This window comes from Stenotrophomonas sp. CFBP 13718, assembly GCF_014842145.1.
Taxonomy (GTDB): Bacteria; Pseudomonadota; Gammaproteobacteria; order Xanthomonadales; family Xanthomonadaceae; genus Stenotrophomonas.
Genome location: NZ_JACYVC010000003.1, coordinates 70,213 through 89,924 on the forward strand (window position 1 = coordinate 70,213; position 19,712 = coordinate 89,924).

The window sequence follows — 19,712 nt, forward strand, 5'->3', positions numbered from 1 at the left end:
TGCTTTGTCAGCGCGCGCCGCCCGTTTCGGGGCGACAAAGATCAATCATAGCCCGCACCAACGCGACATGCCCGAGGGGCTCCTGCATGCTGCGATCCACCGCCTCGGCAACCGTCTTCGTGCAGCCCGGCTGGCCGCGCTCCGGGGCGATGTCGGGCCATAGCGCCAGCAGCTTTTCGTCTGCCGCGTCGATGAGGCGACGCAACGCCTCCAGCGAAGGCGCGGGCGGTGGCACCTCGCCTGCCGCATAGCGATGGAACGCGACATGCTGGATCAGCTTGTTGGCCTCGATCAGCTGGCGGTAGAAGTGCACGACGGCCTCCGCGTCCAGGCCCAGCTGGGTCGCCTGGACACGCTTGTCCTGCAGCACCTGTGCTTCGCGGATGGGATCTTCCACCGGCCGCGCGGCGGGGTACTTGAACGCGGCCACCTCATGCGCGATGGCATTGCGCTCGGCGGCGACGGCAACGAAGCGATCCATCGGAGTCGCCTGCGCGGCAGCAGGCAGCAACGTCGCGAGCAGCACTGCCCGGCAGCAATGGAGAACAGGCATGGCGCACCTTCCGGAAGAAGAAGCACACAGGGTGGACCCCGTGGGTGTCCAGCACGAGGAACCGGCGCACAGTTCGCGCCGGCATCATGGACGACGCACGGAAAATACAAACGCCGGCACAGGGCCGGCGCAGGTGAAGCGGTCGCGTGCAAGCGCGGCGCCCAATCGGGTCGCCGCCGCCCGGCAGCGGTCAGTGCTTCAAGTTCTTGCGCAGGCGTTCAAGCGCCTGCAGCTGGGCGGTCACTTCGGCCAGCTTCTGCTGGGCTTCGGCGATCTCCATGCCTTCGCCGCGATTGGCCAGCATGCGCTCGGCTTCTTCCTTGGCCTTGCGTACGGCGGCTTCATCGATGTCCTGCGCGCGGATGGCCGTATCGGCCAGCACGGTTACCACCTGCGGCTGTACTTCCAGGATGCCGCCGGTGATGAAGAAGTCCAGCTGCTCGCCATTGGCCTGGGTGACCACGACCTTGCCCGGCTTCAGGCGGGTGATCAGCGGTGCGTGCTTGGGCGCGATGCCCAGCTCGCCCAGCTCACCGGTGGCCACGACCAGGGTCGCTTCACCCCGGAAGATTTCCTGCTCGGCGCTGACGATGTCGCAACGGATCGTGCTCATGCAAATCTCTTCACTGTTCGCGGCGGCACGATGCCACCGGGGAGGAGCCACGGCGCGGGCGGGTGCCCGGCGCCGGTGTCAGGTCGGGCAGGATCGCTCCCGCCCGTCCCGGATCAGGCCTTCTCGGCCATCTTCTTGGCCTTCTCGACCGCTTCTTCGATGCTGCCGACCATGTAGAACGCCTGCTCCGGCAGGTGGTCGAACTCGCCATCGACGATGGCCTTGAAGCCACGGATGGTGTCCTTCAGCGACACGTACTTGCCCGGCGAGCCGGTGAACACTTCGGCCACGTGGAACGGCTGGCTGAAGAAGCGCTCGATCTTGCGGGCGCGGGTCACGGCCTGCTTGTCTTCTTCGGACAGTTCGTCCATGCCCAGGATCGCGATGATGTCCTTCAGTTCCTTGTACTTCTGCAAGGTCTGCTGGACGCGCTGGGCGGTGTCGTAATGCTCGTGGCCGATGACCAGCGGATCCATCTGGCGGCTGGTCGAATCCAGCGGATCCACGGCCGGGTAGATACCCAGCGAGGCGATCGAACGCGACAGGGTCACGGTCGAATCCAGATGGGCGAAGGTGGTCGCCGGCGACGGATCGGTCAAGTCATCGGCCGGCACGTAGACCGCCTGGATCGAGGTGATCGAGCCGTTCTTGGTGGAGGTGATGCGCTCCTGCAGGACGCCCATCTCCTCGGCCAGGGTGGGCTGGTAGCCCACGGCCGACGGCATGCGGCCCAGCAGTGCCGACACTTCGGTACCGGCCAGCGTGTAGCGGTAGATGTTGTCGACGAACAGCAGCACGTCCTTGCCCTTGCCCGACGCGTCCTTCTCGTCGCGGAAGTACTCGGCCATGGTCAGGCCGGTCAGCGCAACGCGCAGACGGTTGCCCGGCGGCTCGTTCATCTGGCCGTACACCATCGCGACCTTGTCCAGGACGTTGGAGTCCTTCATCTCGTGGTAGAAGTCGTTGCCCTCACGGGTACGCTCACCCACGCCGGCGAACACGGACAGACCGCTGTGCGCCTTGGCGATGTTGTTGATCAGTTCCATCATGTTGACGGTCTTGCCGACGCCGGCGCCGCCGAACAGGCCGACCTTGCCGCCCTTGGCGAACGGGCACATCAGGTCGATCACCTTGATGCCGGTTTCCAGCAGCTCGGTGGCCGGGGACTGGTCTTCGTACGACGGCGCGGCACGGTGGATTTCCCACGTGTCGCTGGCGGTGACCGGACCGGCTTCGTCGATCGGGCGACCCAGCACGTCCATGATGCGGCCCAGCGTGCCCGCGCCGACCGGCACGGAGATGCCGCGGTTGGTGTTGGTGGCGACCAGGTTGCGCTTCAGGCCATCGGTGGAACCGAGGGCGATGCAGCGGACCACACCGTCGCCCAGCTGCTGCTGGACTTCGAGGGTGATTTCGGTGTTGTCGACCTTCAGTGCGTGATACACCTTCGGCACCGACTCACGGGGGAACTCGACGTCGACGACCGCGCCGATGATCTGAACGATCTTGCCCTGACTCATTGCTGCATCCTCTAAATGTGTGCTTTGGACGTGCGCGTCAGACTGCTGCTGCGCCGCCGACGATTTCGGAGATTTCCTGGGTGATCGCTGCCTGGCGGGCCTTGTTGTAGACCAACTGCAGGGTTCCGATCAGCTTGTTCGCGTTGTCGCTGGCCGCCTTCATCGCCACCATGCGTGCCGCATGCTCGGAAGCGACGTTCTCCAGCACGGCCTGGTACACCAGCGACTCGATGTAACGCGTCATCACGTGCTCCAGCACGGTCGCGGCATCGGGTTCGTACAGGTAGTCCCAGTCGTGGTGAGCGACCTGCTTCTCAGCCGCCGGCAACGGCAGAAGCTGGTCGAAGCTGGCGGTCTGGGTCATGGTGTTGACGAAGCGGTTGTACACCAGGTACACGCGGTCGACCTTGCCCTCGGTGAATGCATCAAGCATCACCTTGATCACGCCGATCAGCGATTCCAGCCGCGGCACGTCACCCAGATGGGTCACGCTGCCGACCATGTTGACCTTGATCCGGCGGAAGAAGGTGGATGCCTTCTGGCCGATGGTCACCATGTCGACTTCAGCGCCCTTTTCCTGCCACGCACGGGCTTCGCCCAGCGTCTTGCGGAACAGGTTGTTGTTCAGGCCACCCGCCAGCCCGCGATCAGACGAGATCACGATGTAGCCCACGCGCTTGACCTGCTCGCGCTCGGCCAGGAACGGGTGCTGGTAGTCGGTGCTGGCCTGGGCCAGGTGACCGATCACCTGCTTCATCGCCTGCGCGTACGGACGCGAGGTCTTCATCCGCTCCTGCGCCTTGCGGATCTTGGAGGCCGAGACCATCTCGAGCGCGCGCGTCACCTTGCGGGTGTTCTGCACGCTCTTGATCTTGGTTTTGATTTCGCGTCCGCTTGCCATCTCTTATTCCCGTATGTTCAACGGTAGAGCGGGGACTGTCCCCGCTCCACGTGCGCTGTTACCAGCTGCCGGTGGTCTTGAACTCGGTGATGCCCTTCTTGAAGGCCTCTTCGATGTCCTTGTCCCAACCGCCGGTGGCGTTGACCTTGCCGATCAGCTCGCCCTGGGTGTTGGCGAAATGGGCGTGCAGGCCTTCTTCGAACGCCAGCAGCTTGTTGACCGGCACGTCGTCGAGGTAACCCTCGTTGACGGCGTAGATCGACAGCGCCTGGTTGGCGATCGACATCGGCGCGTACTGCTTCTGCTTCATCAGCTCGGTGACGCGCTGACCGCGCTCCAGCTGCTTGCGCGTGGCTTCGTCCAGGTCCGAGGCGAACTGCGCGAACGCAGCCAGTTCACGGTACTGGGCCAGCGAGATACGGATGCCGCCTGACAGCTTCTTGATGATCTTGGTCTGGGCCGAACCACCCACGCGCGACACCGAGATACCGGCGTTGACGGCCGGACGGATACCGGCGTTGAACAGATCGGTTTCCAGGAAGATCTGACCGTCGGTGATCGAGATCACGTTGGTCGGCACGAACGCAGATACGTCGCCGGCCTGCGTTTCGATGATCGGCAGTGCGGTCAGCGAACCGGTCTTGCCGGTCACGGCGCCGTTGGTGAACTTTTCCACATACTCTTCAGACACGCGGGCGGCGCGCTCGAGCAGGCGGGAATGCAGGTAGAACACGTCGCCCGGGTAGGCTTCGCGGCCCGGCGGACGCTTCAGCAGCAGCGAGATCTGGCGGTAGGCGACAGCCTGCTTGGACAGATCGTCGTACACGATCAGGGCGTCTTCGCCGCGATCCATGAAGTACTCGCCCATGGTGCAGCCCGCGTAGGCGCTGATGTACTGCATCGCAGCCGATTCAGAGGCGGTGGCGGCGACGACCACGGTGTGGGCCAGCGCGCCGTTCTCTTCCAGCTTGCGCACGATGTTGGCCACGGTCGATGCCTTCTGGCCGATCGCGACGTACACGCACTTGATGCCGGTGTCTTTCTGGTTGATCACCGCATCGATGGCCAGGGCGGTCTTGCCGGTCTGGCGGTCACCGATGACCAGCTCGCGCTGGCCACGGCCGATCGGGATCATGGAGTCGACCGACTTGTAACCGGTCTGCACCGGCTGATCGACCGACTTGCGCCAGATCACGCCCGGGGCCACACGCTCCACCGGAGCGGTCAGTTCGGTGCCCAGCGGGCCCTTGCCGTCGATCGGCTCGCCCAGCGCGTTCACCACGCGGCCGAGCAGCTCCGGACCAACCGGCACTTCGAGGATGCGGCCGGTGGTCTTGGCCACGTCGCCTTCGCGAAGGTTCTGGTAATCACCCAGCACCACGGCGCCGACCGAGTCGCGCTCCAGGTTCAGGGCGAGGGCGAAGGTGTTGTTGGGCAGTTCGATCATTTCGCCCTGCATCACGTCGGCCAGGCCGAAGATGCGCACGATGCCGTCGGACACGCTGGTCACGGTGCCTTCGTTGCGCGATTCCGCGGCCAGCTTGACCTTCTCGATGCGGTTCTTGATCAGTTCGCTGATTTCGGAGGGATTGAGCGTGGTTGCCATCGTCGAGTCCTAGTGCCGGCGGTAACGCCGGACGTTTAATTGAATTCAGTTAGCGAGTGCGGTCTGCAGACGGGCAAGCTTGCCCTTCAGCGAACCGTCGATGACCACGTCACCGGCGTCGATCACGGCGCCGCCGATCAGCGACGCATCCACCGCGGTGGACACATCCACTTCGCGGCCGAAGCGTTTGCGCAGCGCAGCCTTGATCGCCTCCAGTTCACCGGGCGACAGTTCGTTGGCCGAGGTCACCGTGGCCTTCACCACGTGTTCGGCTTCGGCGCGCAGCTGGTCGTACATGCCGGCGATTTCCGGCAGCAGCGGCAAGCGGCGGGCATCGGCGAGGATGGACAGGAACCGCGAGAAGGTCTCGCTGCGCTGGTCCGGGGCGAGCAGCGCGACGGCGTCGTCGCGGCCCAGCTCCGGGTTGGCGAGCAGGGCCGACACGCGAGGGTCGGCGGCGACATGGGCGGAGAACGCAAGCGCATCCGTCCACGGCGCGAACGCGCCTTCGTCACGCGCGGTCGCAAAGGCGGCGCGGGCGTAAGGGCGGGCAAGCGTGAGGGCCTGGCTCATATCAGATCTCCGAAGCCAGCTCGTCGAGCAGCGCCTTGTGGGCGTTGGCATCGATTTCGCGCTTGAGCAGCTTCTCCGCACCGCTTACGGCCAGCGCGGACACCTGCTTGCGCAGCTCCTCGCGGGCACGGTTGGCGGCGAGGTCGATTTCAGCCTGGGCCAGTTCTTTCTGGCGGTTGGCTTCGGCGATCGCTTCATTCTTGGCGGCTTCAACGATCTGGTTGGCGCGCGCGTGGGCCTGGTCAATGATTTCATTGGCCTTGCCGCGTGCATCCTTCAGGGCTTCGTTGACCTTGTCCTGGGCCTGGGCGAGATCTTTCTGGCTGCGATCGGCAGCGGCGAGACCTTCAGCGATCTTCTGCTGGCGCTCTTCGATCGCATTCATCAGCGGCGGCCAGATCTTGGTCGCGATGATCCAGATCAGGGCTGCAAAGGCCAGGGCCTGGGCGATGAGTGTAAAACCGATTTCCATTTTATTCGCTCAGTCGGTGGTGACGGGGTGGAAGTGCCGCCCGGTGGGCGGCACCCCCGAACCTTCATCCGATACCAGGCACCAGCGGTGCCCGGTCGTTTCACAGAGGCTGGATCAGCCAGCCACTGCCGGCAGGCGCGAGACGAACTCGCCGACCAGCGGGTTGGCGAAGGCGAACAGCAGGCCCACGGCGACCGAGATGATGAACGCGGCGTCGATCAGGCCGGCGGTGATGAACATACGGACCTGCAGCACCGGGATCAGTTCCGGCTGGCGCGCGGCCGATTCCAGGAACTTACCGGACATGATGGCCAGACCCAGGCCTGCGCCCAGCGCGGCCAGGCCGATCATGATGCCGACGGCGAGGACGGTGGAGCTCTGGACCTGGGCGAGATTGGTCAGGACGGCGAAGTACATGGTTTTCTCCGGGAACGTGATTGCTAAGGGATATGGAAACTAACGGATGAAGGGTGCAGCGAAACTCAGTGACTGTCTTCGGACAGGCTCAGGTACACGATGGACAGCATCATGAAGATGAAAGCCTGCAGCGGAATCACCAACAGGTGGAACAGCATCCAGCCGAAGCCGGCGAAGGCGCCTGCGAACATGCCGGCGATACCTGCACCGCCCAGCACCCAGATCAGCAGGAAGACGATTTCCCCGCCGAACATGTTGCCGAACAGTCGCATCGCCAGCGAAATCGGCTTGCTCAGCCACTCGACGATGTTCAGGATCAGGTTGAACGGCAGCATCCACTTGCCGAACGGCGCGGTCAGGAACTCCTTGGTGAATCCACCAATGCCCTTGGAACGCAGTGCGAAGAACAGCATCAGGAAGAACACGCTGATCGACATGCCAAGGGTGGCATTGACGTCAGCGGTCGGGACCGGCTTCCAGTACGGCACACCGAGGGCTTCCAGCGGCATGGCGATGAAATCGGCCGGGATCATCTTGATGAGATTCATCAACAGGATCCAGAAGAAGATCGTGATCGCGATCGGCGTCACCAGCTTGCTGGTGCCGTGGTAGGTGTCCTTGGCCTGCCGGTCAACGAACTCCAGGCAGATTTCCACGAAGGCCTGCCACTTGCCCGGCACGCCGGCCGTGGCATTGCGGGTCGCCATCCAGAAAGCGAAAACCATCACCAGACCCATCAGGACCGACGTGGCGATGGTATCCAGGTGCAGCGCCCACGGGCTGCCATGCCCAACGGTGAGGTTGTGCAGGTGATGCTGGATGTAGGAGGTGGGTGTCAACGCCTCGCCTGCCATGTGTCCGGAACCTTAGTTATTTAGAAATTCGATCAACGCCTGGCCAGAGCCAGGACCTGAAACATCAAGCCAACCGCGATACCGGCCAGGAGTGCCAACGCGGGCAGCCTGAATACCAGAAATCCAACGATCAGCACACCAAACACCACCGCCCACTTGGCCACCACCGCGATGATCAGCCGTGCCATTGCCGAGCCTGCCGCCTGTACACCGCCCCCCAGCGCCATCCGTGCCGCCACCCAGCCACCGGCTGAAACCGCAAGCCCGGACAGCAGTGCGCCCAGCGCATGCTTCGGACTCACCAGCAGGAAGCCAAGGGCCAGGACAATCACTGCCGCCAGCGGATAGACCGCGGCGCGCAGCATCAGTCGCCGACCCGGATCAACGGAATTCAGCACAGAGACGTCCCGCACATTGGAGTGGAAAGGCGTGAGGCAGCAGCGTGGTGCCTCGTCGAGCCGCCAAATTATAGCAATGGGACAATTTGCGAGACAACCGCTGCGTGTTCATACCGGATCGGTGCAAGTTACGGGATGGCCGGGATTTTTCCATCCGGGGGCGGGACAATCAGGCCCAGCGGGGGTCGTGGCCATGTCGCAGTGCAGCATTGAACTTTGGTCGCGGACCGGGGTCCAACCCCTCGACCTGCCCTCTCTCATCCTCGTCGGCGCAGTTTGCAGGTCGGTAACCGAGTCCCGCCACTGCCTGGCGGGACTTTTTTTCTCTTCATCGGTGCCTGCCGGCGCCCCTTGGCGCGCTGTGCATTAAGCCTTTTCTGACGCGTTCTCCACCATACCTTCACGAATGGTGGACGCGGCGATAGCGATAGTGGCGCAACTTTCGTTGAACCACTGCAAGGATTTCGCCGATGCGCTCCGCTCCCACCCTGCTTGCTCTCTCGCTGGTCGCCGTCTGCGCCGGCTTCGCATCTACCGCGCACGCTGCTGAAGGCGACGACCGCTTCACGCTGCGCCTGGGTGCGATGAATATCGATACCGATAACACGATCCGCGGCAGCACCACCATTGCCGGCCAGGACGTGAATCTGAACGAAGATTTCGGCATGGGCGGCAAGGAATGGGAGCCGCGCGTGGATGGCGTGTTCCGCTTCAGCGACCGCCAGCGCCTGATCTTCGACTACTTCAAGTGGGACAAAGACCGTCGCGAGACCCTGAACGACGGCATCGCGTTCGGCGACATCAACGTGCCGGAAGGCAGCTTCGTCAAGGCCGAACTGAAGTATCAGGTCGCCACCCTGGTGTATGACTACTCCGTCGTCGACACCGACCGCTTCGACCTGGGCCTGCAGATCGGTGCCGAGTGGGCACAGATCAGCGCCAAGGGCTTCGCGGACCTGGGCACCGTCTACAACGGCCGCTTCCTGGATGAAAAGGAAAACGGCGTGGCTCCGGTGGTCGGCGCGCGCATGACCTTCAATCCGGCGGATCGTTGGATGATCAATCTGCAGGGCCAGTACCTCAACACCAGCTGGGGCAACTTCGACGACTACAAGGGCGACCTGAGCCGCGCCAACGCGATCGTCGAGTACCGCCTGACCGATACGTTCGGCATCTTCGCTGGCTATGACTGGTTCAAGCTGGACGTCGATCAGCGCGGCAGCGACGGCGTGATCGGCCTGAAGCAGGAGTTCAAGGGTCCGGTCGCGGGCGTCAGCCTTTCGTTCTGATCCAGCGCGCCGGCCTTGCCGGAACGCATTGAATCACCAGGACGCCCCGCCTTGTGCGGGGCTTTCTGCTTTCCGCCTGCCGGGGCTGCGGAGACCGTTGAACGAAAAGGCCCCGGCAGTGCCGGGGCCTTCTTCATTGCCGTTCGCGCAGCAACGAACGTTACTTCTTCTTCGGCATGTACAGATCGGTGATCGTGCCGTCGTAGATTTCCGATGCCATCGCGACCGATTCGCTGAGCGTCGGATGCGCATGGATGGTGTGGCCGATGTCCTCGGCTTCCGCACCCATCTCGATGGCCAGGCCGATTTCCGCCAGCAGGTCGCCCGCATGCACGCCGACGATGGCGCCGCCGATGATCCGATGGGTCTCTTCGTCGAAGATCAGCTTGGTGAAGCCCTCGGTGCGGCCGATGCCGATGGCCCGCCCGCTGGCGGCCCACGGGAATTTCGCTACGCCGACCTTCAGGCCCTTGGCCTTGGCTTCGGTCTCGGTCACACCCACCCACGCGATTTCCGGATTGGTGTAAGCCACCGACGGAATCACCCGCGCGACCCATTCCTTCTTGTGGCCGGCAGCCACTTCCGCCGCCAGCTTGCCTTCGTGCGTGGCCTTGTGCGCCAGCATCGGGTTGCCGACGATGTCGCCGATGGCGAAGATGTGCGGCACATTGGTGCGCATCTGCCGGTCCACCGGAATGAAGCCCCGGTCAGACACCTGCACACCGGCCTTGTCGGCATCGATCTTGCCGCCATTCGGCGAACGACCCACGGCCACCAGTACGCGGTCGAAGGTGCCCTTCTGCAGCGCGGGCGTCTCACCCTCTGCGGCCGCATCGAAGGTCACGGTGATGCCGGTCTTGTCGGCGCTGACGCCAGACGCCTTGGTCTTCAGATGGACCTCGACACCCTGCTTCTTCAAGCGGTCGGCCAGCGGCTTCACCAGATCCTTGTCGGCACCCGGCATCAGCTGGTCCATGAACTCGACCACGGTGACCTTGCTGCCCAGTGCGGCATACACCGTGGCCATTTCCAGGCCGATGATGCCGCCGCCCACGACCAGCAGCGAGCCCGGCACCTCGGCCAGTTCCAGCGCGTCGGTGGAGTCCATCACGCGCGGGTCGTCCCACGGGAAGTTCGGCAGCTTCACTGCCTGCGAGCCGGCCGCGATGATGCACTGCTGGAAACGCAGCAACTGCGTGCTGCCGTCTTCGGCAGTGATCAGCAGCTCGTTGGCCGACACGAAGCGGCCCACGCCCTGCACGGTGCGCACCTTGCGCTGCTTGGCCATGCCGGCCAGGCCCTTGGTCAGCTGGCCGACGACCTTTTCCTTGTACTGGCGCAGCTTGTCGAGGGTGATCTTCGGGGCGCCGAACTCGACACCGAAATCACCGGCGTGGGCGACTTCATCGATCACCGCAGCCGCGTGCAGCAGCGCCTTCGACGGAATGCAGCCCACGTTGAGGCAGACACCGCCCAGGCTGGTGTAGCGCTCGACCAGCACCGTATCCAGGCCGACATCGGCCGCGCGGAAGGCGGCCGTGTAGCCGCCGGGGCCGGAGCCCAGCACGACCATGGCGCATTCGATGTCGGCGGCCTTGCCCGAGGACAGGGCCGGCTTCGGTGCAGTCGGCTCGGCCGGCGCACGATGCGACGGCGTCACCGGCGGCTTGCTGTTCGGTGCGGCGACGGCGGCGGGTGCGGCGGCCTTGGCCGGTGCAGCGGGGGCTGCGCCCTCGCCTTCGGCGTCCAGCACGACCACGATCGCGCCTTCAGACAGCGTGTCGCCCAGCTTGACCTTGATGTCCTTGACTACGCCAGCGGCCGAGGACGGCACTTCCAGCGTCGCCTTGTCCGACTCCAGGGTAAGCAGGCCCTGGTCTTTCTTCACCGTGTCGCCAACGGCGACCAGTATTTCGATCACCGGCACATCGCTGTAATCGCCGATGTCGGGAACCTTGACTTCAATCGTGGCCATGGTGGTTTCCTTCATGCCCGCGCGGGAAGGCCGGCGGGCGTCTGCTGCAGTTCGTCACGCGGCCGCGCGCATCGCGGCGGCCACACGGAGGGGGCTTGCGGGCTCGATCAGAGCAGCACGCGGCGCATGTCGGCCAGCACCTGCGACAGGTACGTGGTGAAGCGTGCGGCCAGTGCGCCATCGATGACGCGGTGGTCGTAGCTCAGCGACAGCGGCAGCATCAGCTTGGGCGCGAACTCCTTGCCGTTCCAGACCGGCTGGATCGACGACTTGGACACGCCCAGGATGGCCACTTCCGGCGCGTTGACGATCGGGGTGAACGCCGTGCCACCGATGCCGCCCAGCGAGCTGATCGAGAAGCAGCCACCGCTCATGTCGGCCGGGCCGAGCTTGCCGTCGCGGGCCTTCTTGGCCAGTTCGCCGGATTCCTGCGCGATCTGCACCACACCCTTCTTGTCGACGTCACGCACCACCGGCACGACCAGGCCGTTCGGGGTGTCAGCGGCGAAACCGATGTTGAAGTACTTCTTCAGGGTCAGGTTCTCGCCGCTGGCATCCAGCGAGGCGTTGAACTCCGGGAATTTCTTCAGCGCCGCAGCACTGGCCTTGACCAGGAAGGCGAGCATGGTCAGCTTGATGCCGGCCTTCTCGTTTTCCTTGTTCAGGGCCACGCGCAGAGCTTCCAGATCGGTGATGTCGGCCTGCTCGAACTGGGTGACATGCGGGATCATCGCCCAGTTGCGGGCCAGGTTCGCGCCGGAGATCTTCTTGATGCGCGACAGCGGCTGGACTTCAACCTCGCCGAACTTGCTGAAGTCGACCTTCGGCCAGGGCAGCAGGTTCAGCCCACCACCGGCGGCGGCCGGTGCAGTGGCGCCGGCAGCAGTACCGCCGGTCAACGCGGCCTTGACGAACTTCTGCACGTCGCCCTTGGTGATGCGCCCACCCTTCTCGGTGCCGCTGATCTGCAGCAGGTCCACACCCAGTTCACGGGCGAACACGCGTACCGCCGGGGTGGCATAAGGCACCTTGGCCGGCAGCACACTGTCGGCATTGAACTGCACCGGCGGGCTGGTCGGCGCACCGGCAGACGGCGCGCTGGCCATTTCCCGCTGGGCCAGCTTGTCCGGCTCTGCCTGCACAGCCACCGGCTCCACCTTGGTGGCGGTTTCGGCGGCTTCGTTGGCGGCGGCATTGGCCTGGGTCGGAGCCGGTGCAGCGCTGGCAGCGCCTTCGGCTTCGATGATCGCCACGACCTTGCCCTGCGACAGGTTGTCGCCGACCTTGACCTTGATTTCCTTGACCACACCGGCGACCGACGACGGGACTTCCATCGTCGCCTTGTCGCTTTCCAGCGTCACCAGGCCCTGGTCCTTCTTCACCGTATCGCCCACGGCCACCAGGATCTCGATGACCGGGATATCCGAATAATCACCAATGTCCGGCACCAGCGCTTCAACGGCACCACCGCTGGCAGCGGGTGCGGGCGCAGCGGCCTGCGCGCTTTCAGCAGCGGCCGGGGCAGCGCTCTTGGCCGGCGCCGGCGCGGCAGCGGCCTGTGCAGGGGCGGCCTTGGCAGCCGGGGCGGTATCGCCTTCCGCCACTTCGATCAGCGCCACGACCTTGCCCTCGGACAGGTTGTCGCCGACCTTCACCTTGATTTCCTTGACGACACCGGCCACCGACGAGGGGACTTCCATCGTGGCCTTGTCACTTTCGAGCGTGACCAGTCCCTGGTCCTTCTTGACCGTGTCGCCGACGGCGACCAGCACCTCGATTACCGGGATATCGCTGTAGTCACCGATATCGGGGACGAGGGCTTCCTTGATTTCGGCCATGGGGATAACTCCGGCAATCTGGTGTAGGGAATCCTCTATTGTGCGGCCAGCACGCCCCCCTCGCCAACCGTTGATGGCGTTTTCAGTCCGCACTGTCCCGGGACACGCTGTTGTGCCTGCGCCGTTGTGTTGCAGCGACGCGCCGCACGGCGCCACCAGTCGGTGGCGTATTGTCCGCATCGAGCCAGTCGACCAATGCCCTGACGTCGTCGTTTTCGATGCTCGCCTGGGCCAAGCCGCGCTACCGCAGAGCGTCGGCCACGGGCTGCCAGGCCTGCTGCAGTGCGCCCAGCGAGGCGCCCGCATTGGCGGGACTGGTCGATGGCAAGGCCAACACCGGCACCTGCGGATTCCCACCGACCGGCACGATGAAGCGCAGGAACGCGCGATGGGCCGCAGCGCCGTTGCACGCGATCAACCGCAGATCGCGCAGTGCCGCCACCGCCGGCCCCAGCGCGTTGGGCACTTCACTGCCGCGCACGATGTCCGCATCCAGGCTGCCCCGGCGTCGACACTCCCCGATCACATCCCACACGCCGATGCCAGCTTTGTGCAGCTGCTGCAGCCTCTGCGGGTAGGGCGCGGAGGGCTCGACACCCGCCAACAGCGCCATCAAGGGCCAGAAACGGTTGCGTGGATGGGCGTAGTACTGCGCCTGGCGCAGGGACGCTACACCGGGCATCGAGCCGAGCACCAGCACCCGGCAATCCGCCCCGATCTGCGCGGACAGGCCGGTACAGACGTCGATTTCAATCACATTTCCACCATCTGCATGAACTGACTTGACTGCCGAAAACACGGAGTTTGCAAGGCTGTACGCGACTTGGCTGAACGCATCCAACTATTTTTTAACGTCCGTAGGAATTGATTCATGTGCGGAGGAATACGTTGATGCCCACCCCGCCACGGGGGCCTTGTAACAGTAATCGAAGGAGATACCCCCATGCGTAAGATCAATATCCTGACCCTGTCCCTGCTGACCAGCGCCGCTTTTGCACCGGCCGCGTTCGCGCAGGACTACACCACCACGGCTGCACCGGCAGACAGCAGCTACACCACGGGCACCGACACTGCGTCGGGCAAGCATTTCGCCGTCGTCGGCGGTGTCGCCCTGCTGCAGCCGAAGAATGACCCGATCGACGGCATCCGCAAGTTCGATGGTGGCCCGGCGCCGACCCTGAGCCTGAGCTACTACATCAACGATAACTGGGCCGTTGAACTGTGGGGCGCAGCCGACAAGTTCAACCACCGCGTGCGCGGCGTCGGCAACGAACGCCTGGGCACGGTCGAACAGCAGCCGATCGCGCTGAGCGGCCAGTACCACTTCGGCCTGGCGGACAACGTGTTCCGTCCGTTCGTGGGCGTGGGTTACTACGAGTCGAACTTCAGCAATGAAGACCTGGTCGCACCGGGCGTCACCCAGCACATCGGGCTGGAAACCGCCAAGGGCGCCATCGGCACCGTCGGCGTTGACATGAACATCAATTCCACTTGGTTTGCCCGTGCGGATGCGCGTTACATGCACTCCCGTCCGGAAGTGAAGGTGGGCGGTCAGGGCACCGGCGCGGACGCCAAGCTGGATCCGTGGACCGTCGGCTTCGGCATCGGCGCACGCTTCTAAGCACCTCCGGTAGTAAAGCGTCACAACGCAACGGACCCTTCGGGGTCCGTTGTCGTTTCTGAGATGTGGCCCACGACGCATAGCCATATACGTCATATATCAAAAGCCCTGCAGCGCAACGGCTTTGACCCCTGCATGGGGCACGGGGAACGAAAATTTAATCCTCCTTGGAATCGATTCATGTTGCGCGGCTTACCGTTTTCGCCGCGCCCCGCAGAAGGGGGCTCACCCACTTCCAGATTCAGGAGCTACCCCATGCGATCCATTACCACCCTGCCGCTGTCCCTGCTGATCAGCGCCGCTCTGGCCCCTGCGGCGTTTGCCCAGAGCCCGTCGACCACGGTGGAGCGCCCGGCCGGCACCGACGCTGTCGCCGCCAATGAAACCGCGTCCGGCAAGCACTTCGCCGTCGTCGGTGGCATTGCGCTGCTGCAGCCGAAGAATGACGCCGTCAAGGGCGTTTCGCAGAAGACGGATGGCGGCTCGGCGCCGACCATCAGCCTCAGCTATTACGTCAATGACAATTGGGCCGTTGAACTGTGGGGTGCTGCCGACAAGTTCGACAACACCGTGAAGGGTCCGGCCGGCACGCGCATCGGTACGCTGCAGCAGCAGCCGATCGCATTGAGCGGCCAGTACCACTTCGGTCAGGCCGACAACGTGTTCCGTCCATTCGTGGGCGTGGGCTACTTCGAATCGAACTACAGCAATGAAAAGCTCGCCGTGCCGGGTGCTGTCGGCCACGTCGGCCTGGAGACCGCCAAGGGTGCGATGGGCACCGTCGGCGTCGACATGAACATCAACTCCACCTGGTTCGCCCGCGCTGATGCGCGCTACCTGAATGCCCGATCGAAGGTCACCGAGAGCGGCGTGGACAGCGGCCGCAAGGCCAAGATGGATCCGTGGACCGTCGGCTTCGGCATCGGCGCACGCTTCTAAGCCTCCCTGCCAGACAGCGTCGCAACGCAACGGGCCTTTCGGGGCCCGTTGTCGTTTCTGCGGCATGACGCGTCAAGGGCACCGGACCACATGCGCCACGCTCACGCGTATGCGCACCGCGTACAGGCCTTGGCCATCGGATGGGAGGTTTCTGCCACCGCCGGTGCGTTAGGCTCGCACCACCAAGGCGGAGCGCAGGCAAGGTCACCCGATCATGTTCGATGTGCTGGTGGTGGGCGGTGGCATAAATGGCGTGGGCATTGCCCGTGACGCTGCCGGCCGCGGACTGAAGGTGGCGCTGTGCGAACAGCACGATCTGGCGGCCCACACCTCCAGTGCCAGCTCGAAGCTGATCCATGGCGGCCTGCGTTACCTCGAACACCGCGCATTCGGCATGGTCCGCAAGGCGCTGGCCGAACGCCAGGTGCTGATGCGGCTCGCGCCGCATCTGGTCCATCCCCTGCCCTTCGTGCTGCCCCACGAGCCGCACCTGCGTCCTGCGTGGATGATCCGCCTGGGGTTGATGGTGTATGACCGTCTGGCTCCGCGCGGGGAGACGTTGCCACGGTCGCGGCGCGTCCCTCTGCGCGGCACTGCCCTCGGCGCGCCGCTTCGCGACAGCGTCACCCGGGGCTTCCTGTATGCCGACGCGCAGGTCGCCGACGCACGGCTTGTCGTACTGAACGCGCTGGATGCCCACGAACGCGGGGCGTGCATCTGGACCCGCACCACCTGCCTGCAGGCCTGGCGCGAACCCAGTGGATGGTGCGTCGATCTTCGCGACGAGCGCGGTCAGCTGCATAGCGTGCAGGCCCGCATGCTGGTCAATGCCACCGGCCCTTGGGCCTCGCGCTTCACCGAGGACATCAGCCTCAGTCGCAGCACGCCGCTACGGCTGGTGCAGGGCAGCCATATCGTGGTGCCTGCGCTGCATGACCATGGCCATGCGTACCTGCTGCAGCAGCCGGACGGGCGCATCGTGTTCGTCGTTCCGTTCGAAGACCGCTTCAGCCTTATCGGCACCACCGACGTCGATTTCGACGAAGATCCGGCGCGTGTGCGGATAGACCCGGCGCAGCGTGACTACCTGTGCGCGGCGGTCAACCGCAGCTTCCGGCGGCAGATCGGTGCAGACGATGTCCTGTGGAGTTTCAGCGGTGTGCGGCCCCTGCTGGATGATGCGCATGCCGCTGCCAGTGCAGTGACGCGTGACTATCGCCTGGACCTGGATGTCGAGGGCGCTCCCCTGCTCAACGTGCTGGGCGGCAAGCTGACCACGTTCCGCCGCTTGGCCGAAGAGGCGGTGGACCTGCTGGTGCACGAAGCCGGTTCGAATGCGCCGGCATGGACCGCAGAGGGGCCCGTGCTGCCTGGCGGCGACCTTGGCACACCGGCCCAGGTGAGGCACTGGTTGGCCACCCGCTGGCCGTGGCTGCCTGCGCCTTTGGCTGCACGCTGGGCGCGCAGCTATGGCAGCCGCGCGGCACGCATCCTCGGCAACGCGGAATCACTGGAAGCGCTCGGCACGCACTTTGGTGCGGATCTGCATGAAGCCGAGGTCGAGTACCTGTATCTGCATGAGTGGGTCCGCCACGTGGACGATCTGCTGTGGCGACGCACGCTGCTCGGGCTGTCGCTGGATGCCGTGCAGCAGCACGACGTGGCGCAGTGGCTGGCCGCCCGCGTGGCGCGCGACCCCACACCCGCCCCTCGCTTCGACGTCCCCAGCCCGACGACAAGGAGCACACCATGACCCGACAACCGTTGATCGGCGAACTGATTTCCGAAGCCGTTGCGGTGGCGATCATCATCAGCATCGGCTGTTCGGCCGCCGCGATGTACCTGCTGTACGATCCCAGCCCGTATCAGAACGCCTACTGGGGGCTGTGCATCACCTGGGGGCTTGCCGTGAGCCTGGCGATCTACACCACCGCGTCCATTTCCGGCACCCACGCCAATCCCGCGGTCACCCTCGCATTGGCCCTCTACCGCGGTTTTCCCTGGTCGCGCGTGCTGCCGTACTGGGCAGCGCAGGTGCTGGGCGCGATGGTCGGCGCGGCGATCGTCTACCTGCTGTACGCGCCGGTGATCGACCATTACAACGCGCTGCACGGCCTCACTCGTGCGGAGGGGGGCGCGGCCGGCGTCTTCTTCACCGCACCCGGACTGGCCGTCACGCCCCTGCATGCGCTGAGCAACCAGGTCATCCTCACCGCCCTGCTCGTGTTCGCCATCTTCGCCATCACCGAGCGTTACAACGAGGCCGCTCCGGGCGCCAACAGCGGTGCGCTGATGATCGGCCTGCTGGTCGCCTGCATCGGGGCCTCAATGGGCTATCTGGAGGGCTGGGCCATCAACCCCGCGCGCGATTTCGGCCCGCGTGTGTTCGCGTGGTTGAACGGCTGGGGCGCCGCCGCGTTGCCTGCCGAAGATCACTACTGGTGGATCCCGATCCTGGGCCCGCTGGCCGGCGGCGCGGTCGGTGGGGCGGCTTACCAGTGCCTGATCCTGCCGTTCCTGCCCGCGCGCCAGCGCGCCAGCGACGCGCACGGCGTCGGCACGGACAGCAGCGCACAATGAAACCAGCACACCCTCGCCCATTCCCGCGCCTCGACCAGGAAGCCTGCCATGGAAGCTGATTTCATCCTCGCCATCGATCAGGGCACCACCAGCTCGCGTGCCATTCTGTTCGACCGCCAAGGGCGCATCGCCGGTTCGGCACAGCGCGAATTCGCGCAGATTTTCCCGCAGCCGGGATGGGTCGAACACGATCCGCGCGAGATCCTCACCAGTGTCTATACCACCATCACCGAGCTGCTCAATCGCCAGCAGATCGACCCGCGCCGCATCGCCGGCATCGGCATCACCAACCAGCGCGAAACCACCGTCGTATGGGACAAGGCAACGGGGCAACCGATCCACAATGCGGTGGTCTGGCAGTCGCGCCAGAGTGAGGCGATCTGCGAGCGCCTGAAAGCCGAAGGCCACGAGCCGATGATCCGCGCGAAAACGGGGCTGCTGGTGGATGCCTATTTTTCAGCGACCAAGATCCGCTGGATCCTGGACCATGTAGAGGGCGCCCAGGCACGTGCCGAACGCGGTGAACTGTTGTTCGGCACCATCGACAGCTGGCTGATCTGGAACCTCACCGGCGGCGCGGTGCACGTGACCGACATGACCAACGCCGCCCGCACACTGTTGTTCGACATCCACGCACTGTGCTGGGATGACGAACTGCTGGCGCTGCTGGACATCCCGCGGGCCATGCTGCCGGAGGTGCGCGGCAGCAGCGAAATCTACGGCCACAGCCGTGCGCAGTTCTTCTTTGATCGGCAGATCCCCATCGCCGGCATCGCGGGCGACCAGCAGGCCGCCCTGTTCGGCCAGGCCTGCTTCGAACCGGGCATGGCCAAGAACACCTACGGCACCGGCTGTTTCATGCTGATGCACACCGGCAACAAGGCGGTGGCATCGCGCAATGGCCTGCTGACGACCATCGCCTGGAACGTCGATGGCCAGGTCGAATACGCGCTCGAAGGGTCTATCTTCGTCGCCGGATCAGTGGTGCAGTGGCTGCGCGACGGGCTGCGCATGTTCGGCAAGTCCGGTGATTGCCAAGCGTATGCCGAACGCGTGCCAGACACGGGTGGGGTGTATCTGGTGCCCGCGTTCGTCGGCCTCGGTGCACCGTACTGGCGAAGCGACGTACGCGGCGCCATGTTCGGCGTTACCCGCGGCACCACCAAGGAACATTTCATCCGTGCTGCGGTGGAATCGATGGCCTACCAGACACGTGACGTACTGGCTGCGATGCAGGCCGATGCCGGCATCGAGCTGAAGGAGCTGCGCGCCGATGGGGGTGCCATCGCCAATGACTTCATGGCGCAGTTCCAGAGCGACATGCTCGGTGTGCCCGTGCTGCGGCCCCAGGTGGCAGAGACGACGGCACTGGGTGCGGCCTACCTGGCAGGCCTTGCCACCGGATTCTGGGAAAGCAGAGAGCAGATCGCCGCGCTGTGGGGGGTGGACCGGCGCTTCGAACCGACGCTGGATCCGCAGCGCCGTGAAGCGCTGTATGCCGGTTGGCAGCGGGCCGTCAACGCGACCCTGGCCTGGTAACGGCGGATGCCGCGCATGCGCCGA

At 64.8% G+C, this 19,712-nt stretch carries 19 protein-coding genes; 6 read left to right on the forward strand and 13 right to left on the reverse strand.

Annotation, left to right across the window (positions count from 1 at the left end; translation table 11 throughout):
• Window positions 1-7: 7 nt before the first annotated feature.
• The 10 genes from aroQ to IFT58_RS06345 form a co-directional block, all read right to left on the reverse strand.
• Window positions 8-481: a gamma subclass chorismate mutase AroQ gene (gene aroQ, locus IFT58_RS06300; RefSeq protein WP_192094216.1), complete on the reverse strand. Its 474-nt coding sequence runs from the start codon at window positions 479-481 to the stop codon at window positions 8-10.
• 262 nt (window positions 482-743) lie between these two features.
• Window positions 744-1,166, reverse strand: a complete 423-nt coding sequence (locus tag IFT58_RS06305; RefSeq protein WP_188325061.1) for a F0F1 ATP synthase subunit epsilon — start codon at window positions 1,164-1,166, stop codon at window positions 744-746.
• A gap of 113 nt (window positions 1,167-1,279) precedes the next feature.
• Complete coding sequence (gene atpD, locus IFT58_RS06310) at window positions 1,280-2,686, reverse strand: F0F1 ATP synthase subunit beta (protein WP_188325062.1); 1,407 nt, start codon at window positions 2,684-2,686, stop codon at window positions 1,280-1,282.
• A gap of 37 nt (window positions 2,687-2,723) precedes the next feature.
• The gene (gene atpG, locus IFT58_RS06315; protein ID WP_188325063.1) at window positions 2,724-3,587 is read right to left on the reverse strand and encodes a F0F1 ATP synthase subunit gamma; all 864 of its coding nucleotides are present in this window, start codon (window positions 3,585-3,587) and stop codon (window positions 2,724-2,726) included.
• A 58-nt stretch (window positions 3,588-3,645) separates the two neighbouring features.
• Window positions 3,646-5,193, reverse strand: a complete 1,548-nt coding sequence (gene atpA, locus IFT58_RS06320) for a F0F1 ATP synthase subunit alpha (RefSeq protein ID WP_188325064.1) — start codon at window positions 5,191-5,193, stop codon at window positions 3,646-3,648.
• A gap of 45 nt (window positions 5,194-5,238) precedes the next feature.
• Window positions 5,239-5,766, reverse strand: coding sequence for a F0F1 ATP synthase subunit delta (locus IFT58_RS06325; RefSeq protein ID WP_192094217.1), 528 nt, complete (start codon window positions 5,764-5,766; stop codon window positions 5,239-5,241).
• A 1-nt stretch (window position 5,767) separates the two neighbouring features.
• Window positions 5,768-6,238, reverse strand: a complete 471-nt coding sequence (locus IFT58_RS06330) for a F0F1 ATP synthase subunit B (RefSeq protein WP_188325066.1) — start codon at window positions 6,236-6,238, stop codon at window positions 5,768-5,770.
• Between the two features lie 114 nt (window positions 6,239-6,352).
• Window positions 6,353-6,655 (reverse strand): F0F1 ATP synthase subunit C, encoded by a 303-nt coding sequence (gene atpE, locus IFT58_RS06335; RefSeq protein ID WP_188325067.1) that lies wholly within the window; start codon window positions 6,653-6,655, stop codon window positions 6,353-6,355.
• A 65-nt stretch (window positions 6,656-6,720) separates the two neighbouring features.
• Complete coding sequence (atpB, locus tag IFT58_RS06340; RefSeq protein WP_188325068.1) at window positions 6,721-7,509, reverse strand: F0F1 ATP synthase subunit A; 789 nt, start codon at window positions 7,507-7,509, stop codon at window positions 6,721-6,723.
• 32 nt (window positions 7,510-7,541) lie between these two features.
• Window positions 7,542-7,907 (reverse strand): hypothetical protein, encoded by a 366-nt coding sequence (locus IFT58_RS06345; RefSeq protein ID WP_188325069.1) that lies wholly within the window; start codon window positions 7,905-7,907, stop codon window positions 7,542-7,544.
• 470 nt (window positions 7,908-8,377) lie between these two features.
• Between IFT58_RS06345 and IFT58_RS06350 the strand changes: the two genes are divergently transcribed.
• Window positions 8,378-9,196, forward strand: a complete 819-nt coding sequence (locus IFT58_RS06350) for a hypothetical protein (RefSeq protein ID WP_192094218.1) — start codon at window positions 8,378-8,380, stop codon at window positions 9,194-9,196.
• Window positions 9,197-9,356: 160 nt separating this feature from the next.
• On the opposite strand, the gene lpdA is transcribed toward IFT58_RS06350, so the two are convergent.
• From lpdA to IFT58_RS06365, 3 genes are all read right to left on the reverse strand, one after another.
• Entirely contained in the window at window positions 9,357-11,171 is a 1,815-nt protein-coding gene (gene lpdA, locus IFT58_RS06355) for a dihydrolipoyl dehydrogenase (RefSeq protein WP_192094219.1), read from the reverse strand.
• 107 nt (window positions 11,172-11,278) lie between these two features.
• Window positions 11,279-13,009 carry a dihydrolipoyllysine-residue acetyltransferase gene (gene aceF / locus IFT58_RS06360; protein ID WP_192094220.1) on the reverse strand — a complete coding sequence of 577 codons (1,731 nt, stop codon included), beginning with the start codon at window positions 13,007-13,009 and terminating at the stop codon, window positions 11,279-11,281.
• 241 nt (window positions 13,010-13,250) lie between these two features.
• A complete protein-coding gene (locus IFT58_RS06365) occupies window positions 13,251-13,766 on the reverse strand; it encodes a DNA-deoxyinosine glycosylase (RefSeq protein WP_192094221.1) in 516 nt (171 codons plus the stop codon).
• 186 nt (window positions 13,767-13,952) lie between these two features.
• Here IFT58_RS06365 and IFT58_RS06370 point away from each other — a divergent pair, with 186 nt between their 5' ends.
• The 5 genes from IFT58_RS06370 (at window position 13,953) to glpK (ending at window position 19,688) form a co-directional block, all read left to right on the forward strand.
• The gene (locus tag IFT58_RS06370) at window positions 13,953-14,630 is read left to right on the forward strand and encodes an OmpW family outer membrane protein (RefSeq protein WP_192080797.1); all 678 of its coding nucleotides are present in this window, start codon (window positions 13,953-13,955) and stop codon (window positions 14,628-14,630) included.
• A gap of 255 nt (window positions 14,631-14,885) precedes the next feature.
• Window positions 14,886-15,569 (forward strand): OmpW family outer membrane protein, encoded by a 684-nt coding sequence (locus IFT58_RS06375; RefSeq protein ID WP_192094222.1) that lies wholly within the window; start codon window positions 14,886-14,888, stop codon window positions 15,567-15,569.
• A gap of 214 nt (window positions 15,570-15,783) precedes the next feature.
• Entirely contained in the window at window positions 15,784-17,322 is a 1,539-nt protein-coding gene (gene glpD / locus IFT58_RS06380) for a glycerol-3-phosphate dehydrogenase (RefSeq protein ID WP_192094223.1), read from the forward strand.
• Entirely contained in the window at window positions 17,319-18,149 is an 831-nt protein-coding gene (locus IFT58_RS06385) for an MIP/aquaporin family protein (RefSeq protein ID WP_192094224.1), read from the forward strand. Before glpD ends, IFT58_RS06385 begins: the two co-directional genes overlap by 4 nt.
• Window positions 18,150-18,197: 48 nt before the next feature.
• Window positions 18,198-19,688 (forward strand): glycerol kinase GlpK, encoded by a 1,491-nt coding sequence (gene glpK, locus IFT58_RS06390; RefSeq protein WP_192094225.1) that lies wholly within the window; start codon window positions 18,198-18,200, stop codon window positions 19,686-19,688.
• Window positions 19,689-19,712: the final 24 nt, after the last annotated feature.

Coding starts and splice junctions, on each gene's coding strand:
- IFT58_RS06325 (WP_192094217.1), bottom strand. CDS start 5,766: ATGAGCCAGGCCCTCACGCTTGCCCGCCCTTACGCCCGCGCCGCCTTT.
- aceF (WP_192094220.1), bottom strand. CDS start 13,009: ATGGCCGAAATCAAGGAAGCCCTCGTCCCCGATATCGGTGACTACAGC.
- IFT58_RS06385 (WP_192094224.1), top strand. CDS start 17,319: ATGACCCGACAACCGTTGATCGGCGAACTGATTTCCGAAGCCGTTGCG.
- aroQ (WP_192094216.1), bottom strand. CDS start 481: ATGGATCGCTTCGTTGCCGTCGCCGCCGAGCGCAATGCCATCGCGCAT.
- atpA (WP_188325064.1), bottom strand. CDS start 5,193: ATGGCAACCACGCTCAATCCCTCCGAAATCAGCGAACTGATCAAGAAC.
- IFT58_RS06375 (WP_192094222.1), top strand. CDS start 14,886: ATGCGATCCATTACCACCCTGCCGCTGTCCCTGCTGATCAGCGCCGCT.
- atpD (WP_188325062.1), bottom strand. CDS start 2,686: ATGAGTCAGGGCAAGATCGTTCAGATCATCGGCGCGGTCGTCGACGTC.
- atpG (WP_188325063.1), bottom strand. CDS start 3,587: ATGGCAAGCGGACGCGAAATCAAAACCAAGATCAAGAGCGTGCAGAAC.
- IFT58_RS06350 (WP_192094218.1), top strand. CDS start 8,378: ATGCGCTCCGCTCCCACCCTGCTTGCTCTCTCGCTGGTCGCCGTCTGC.
- glpD (WP_192094223.1), top strand. CDS start 15,784: ATGTTCGATGTGCTGGTGGTGGGCGGTGGCATAAATGGCGTGGGCATT.
- IFT58_RS06370 (WP_192080797.1), top strand. CDS start 13,953: ATGCGTAAGATCAATATCCTGACCCTGTCCCTGCTGACCAGCGCCGCT.
- atpB (WP_188325068.1), bottom strand. CDS start 7,509: ATGGCAGGCGAGGCGTTGACACCCACCTCCTACATCCAGCATCACCTG.
- atpE (WP_188325067.1), bottom strand. CDS start 6,655: ATGTACTTCGCCGTCCTGACCAATCTCGCCCAGGTCCAGAGCTCCACC.
- glpK (WP_192094225.1), top strand. CDS start 18,198: ATGGAAGCTGATTTCATCCTCGCCATCGATCAGGGCACCACCAGCTCG.
- lpdA (WP_192094219.1), bottom strand. CDS start 11,171: ATGGCCACGATTGAAGTCAAGGTTCCCGACATCGGCGATTACAGCGAT.
- IFT58_RS06330 (WP_188325066.1), bottom strand. CDS start 6,238: ATGGAAATCGGTTTTACACTCATCGCCCAGGCCCTGGCCTTTGCAGCC.
- IFT58_RS06305 (WP_188325061.1), bottom strand. CDS start 1,166: ATGAGCACGATCCGTTGCGACATCGTCAGCGCCGAGCAGGAAATCTTC.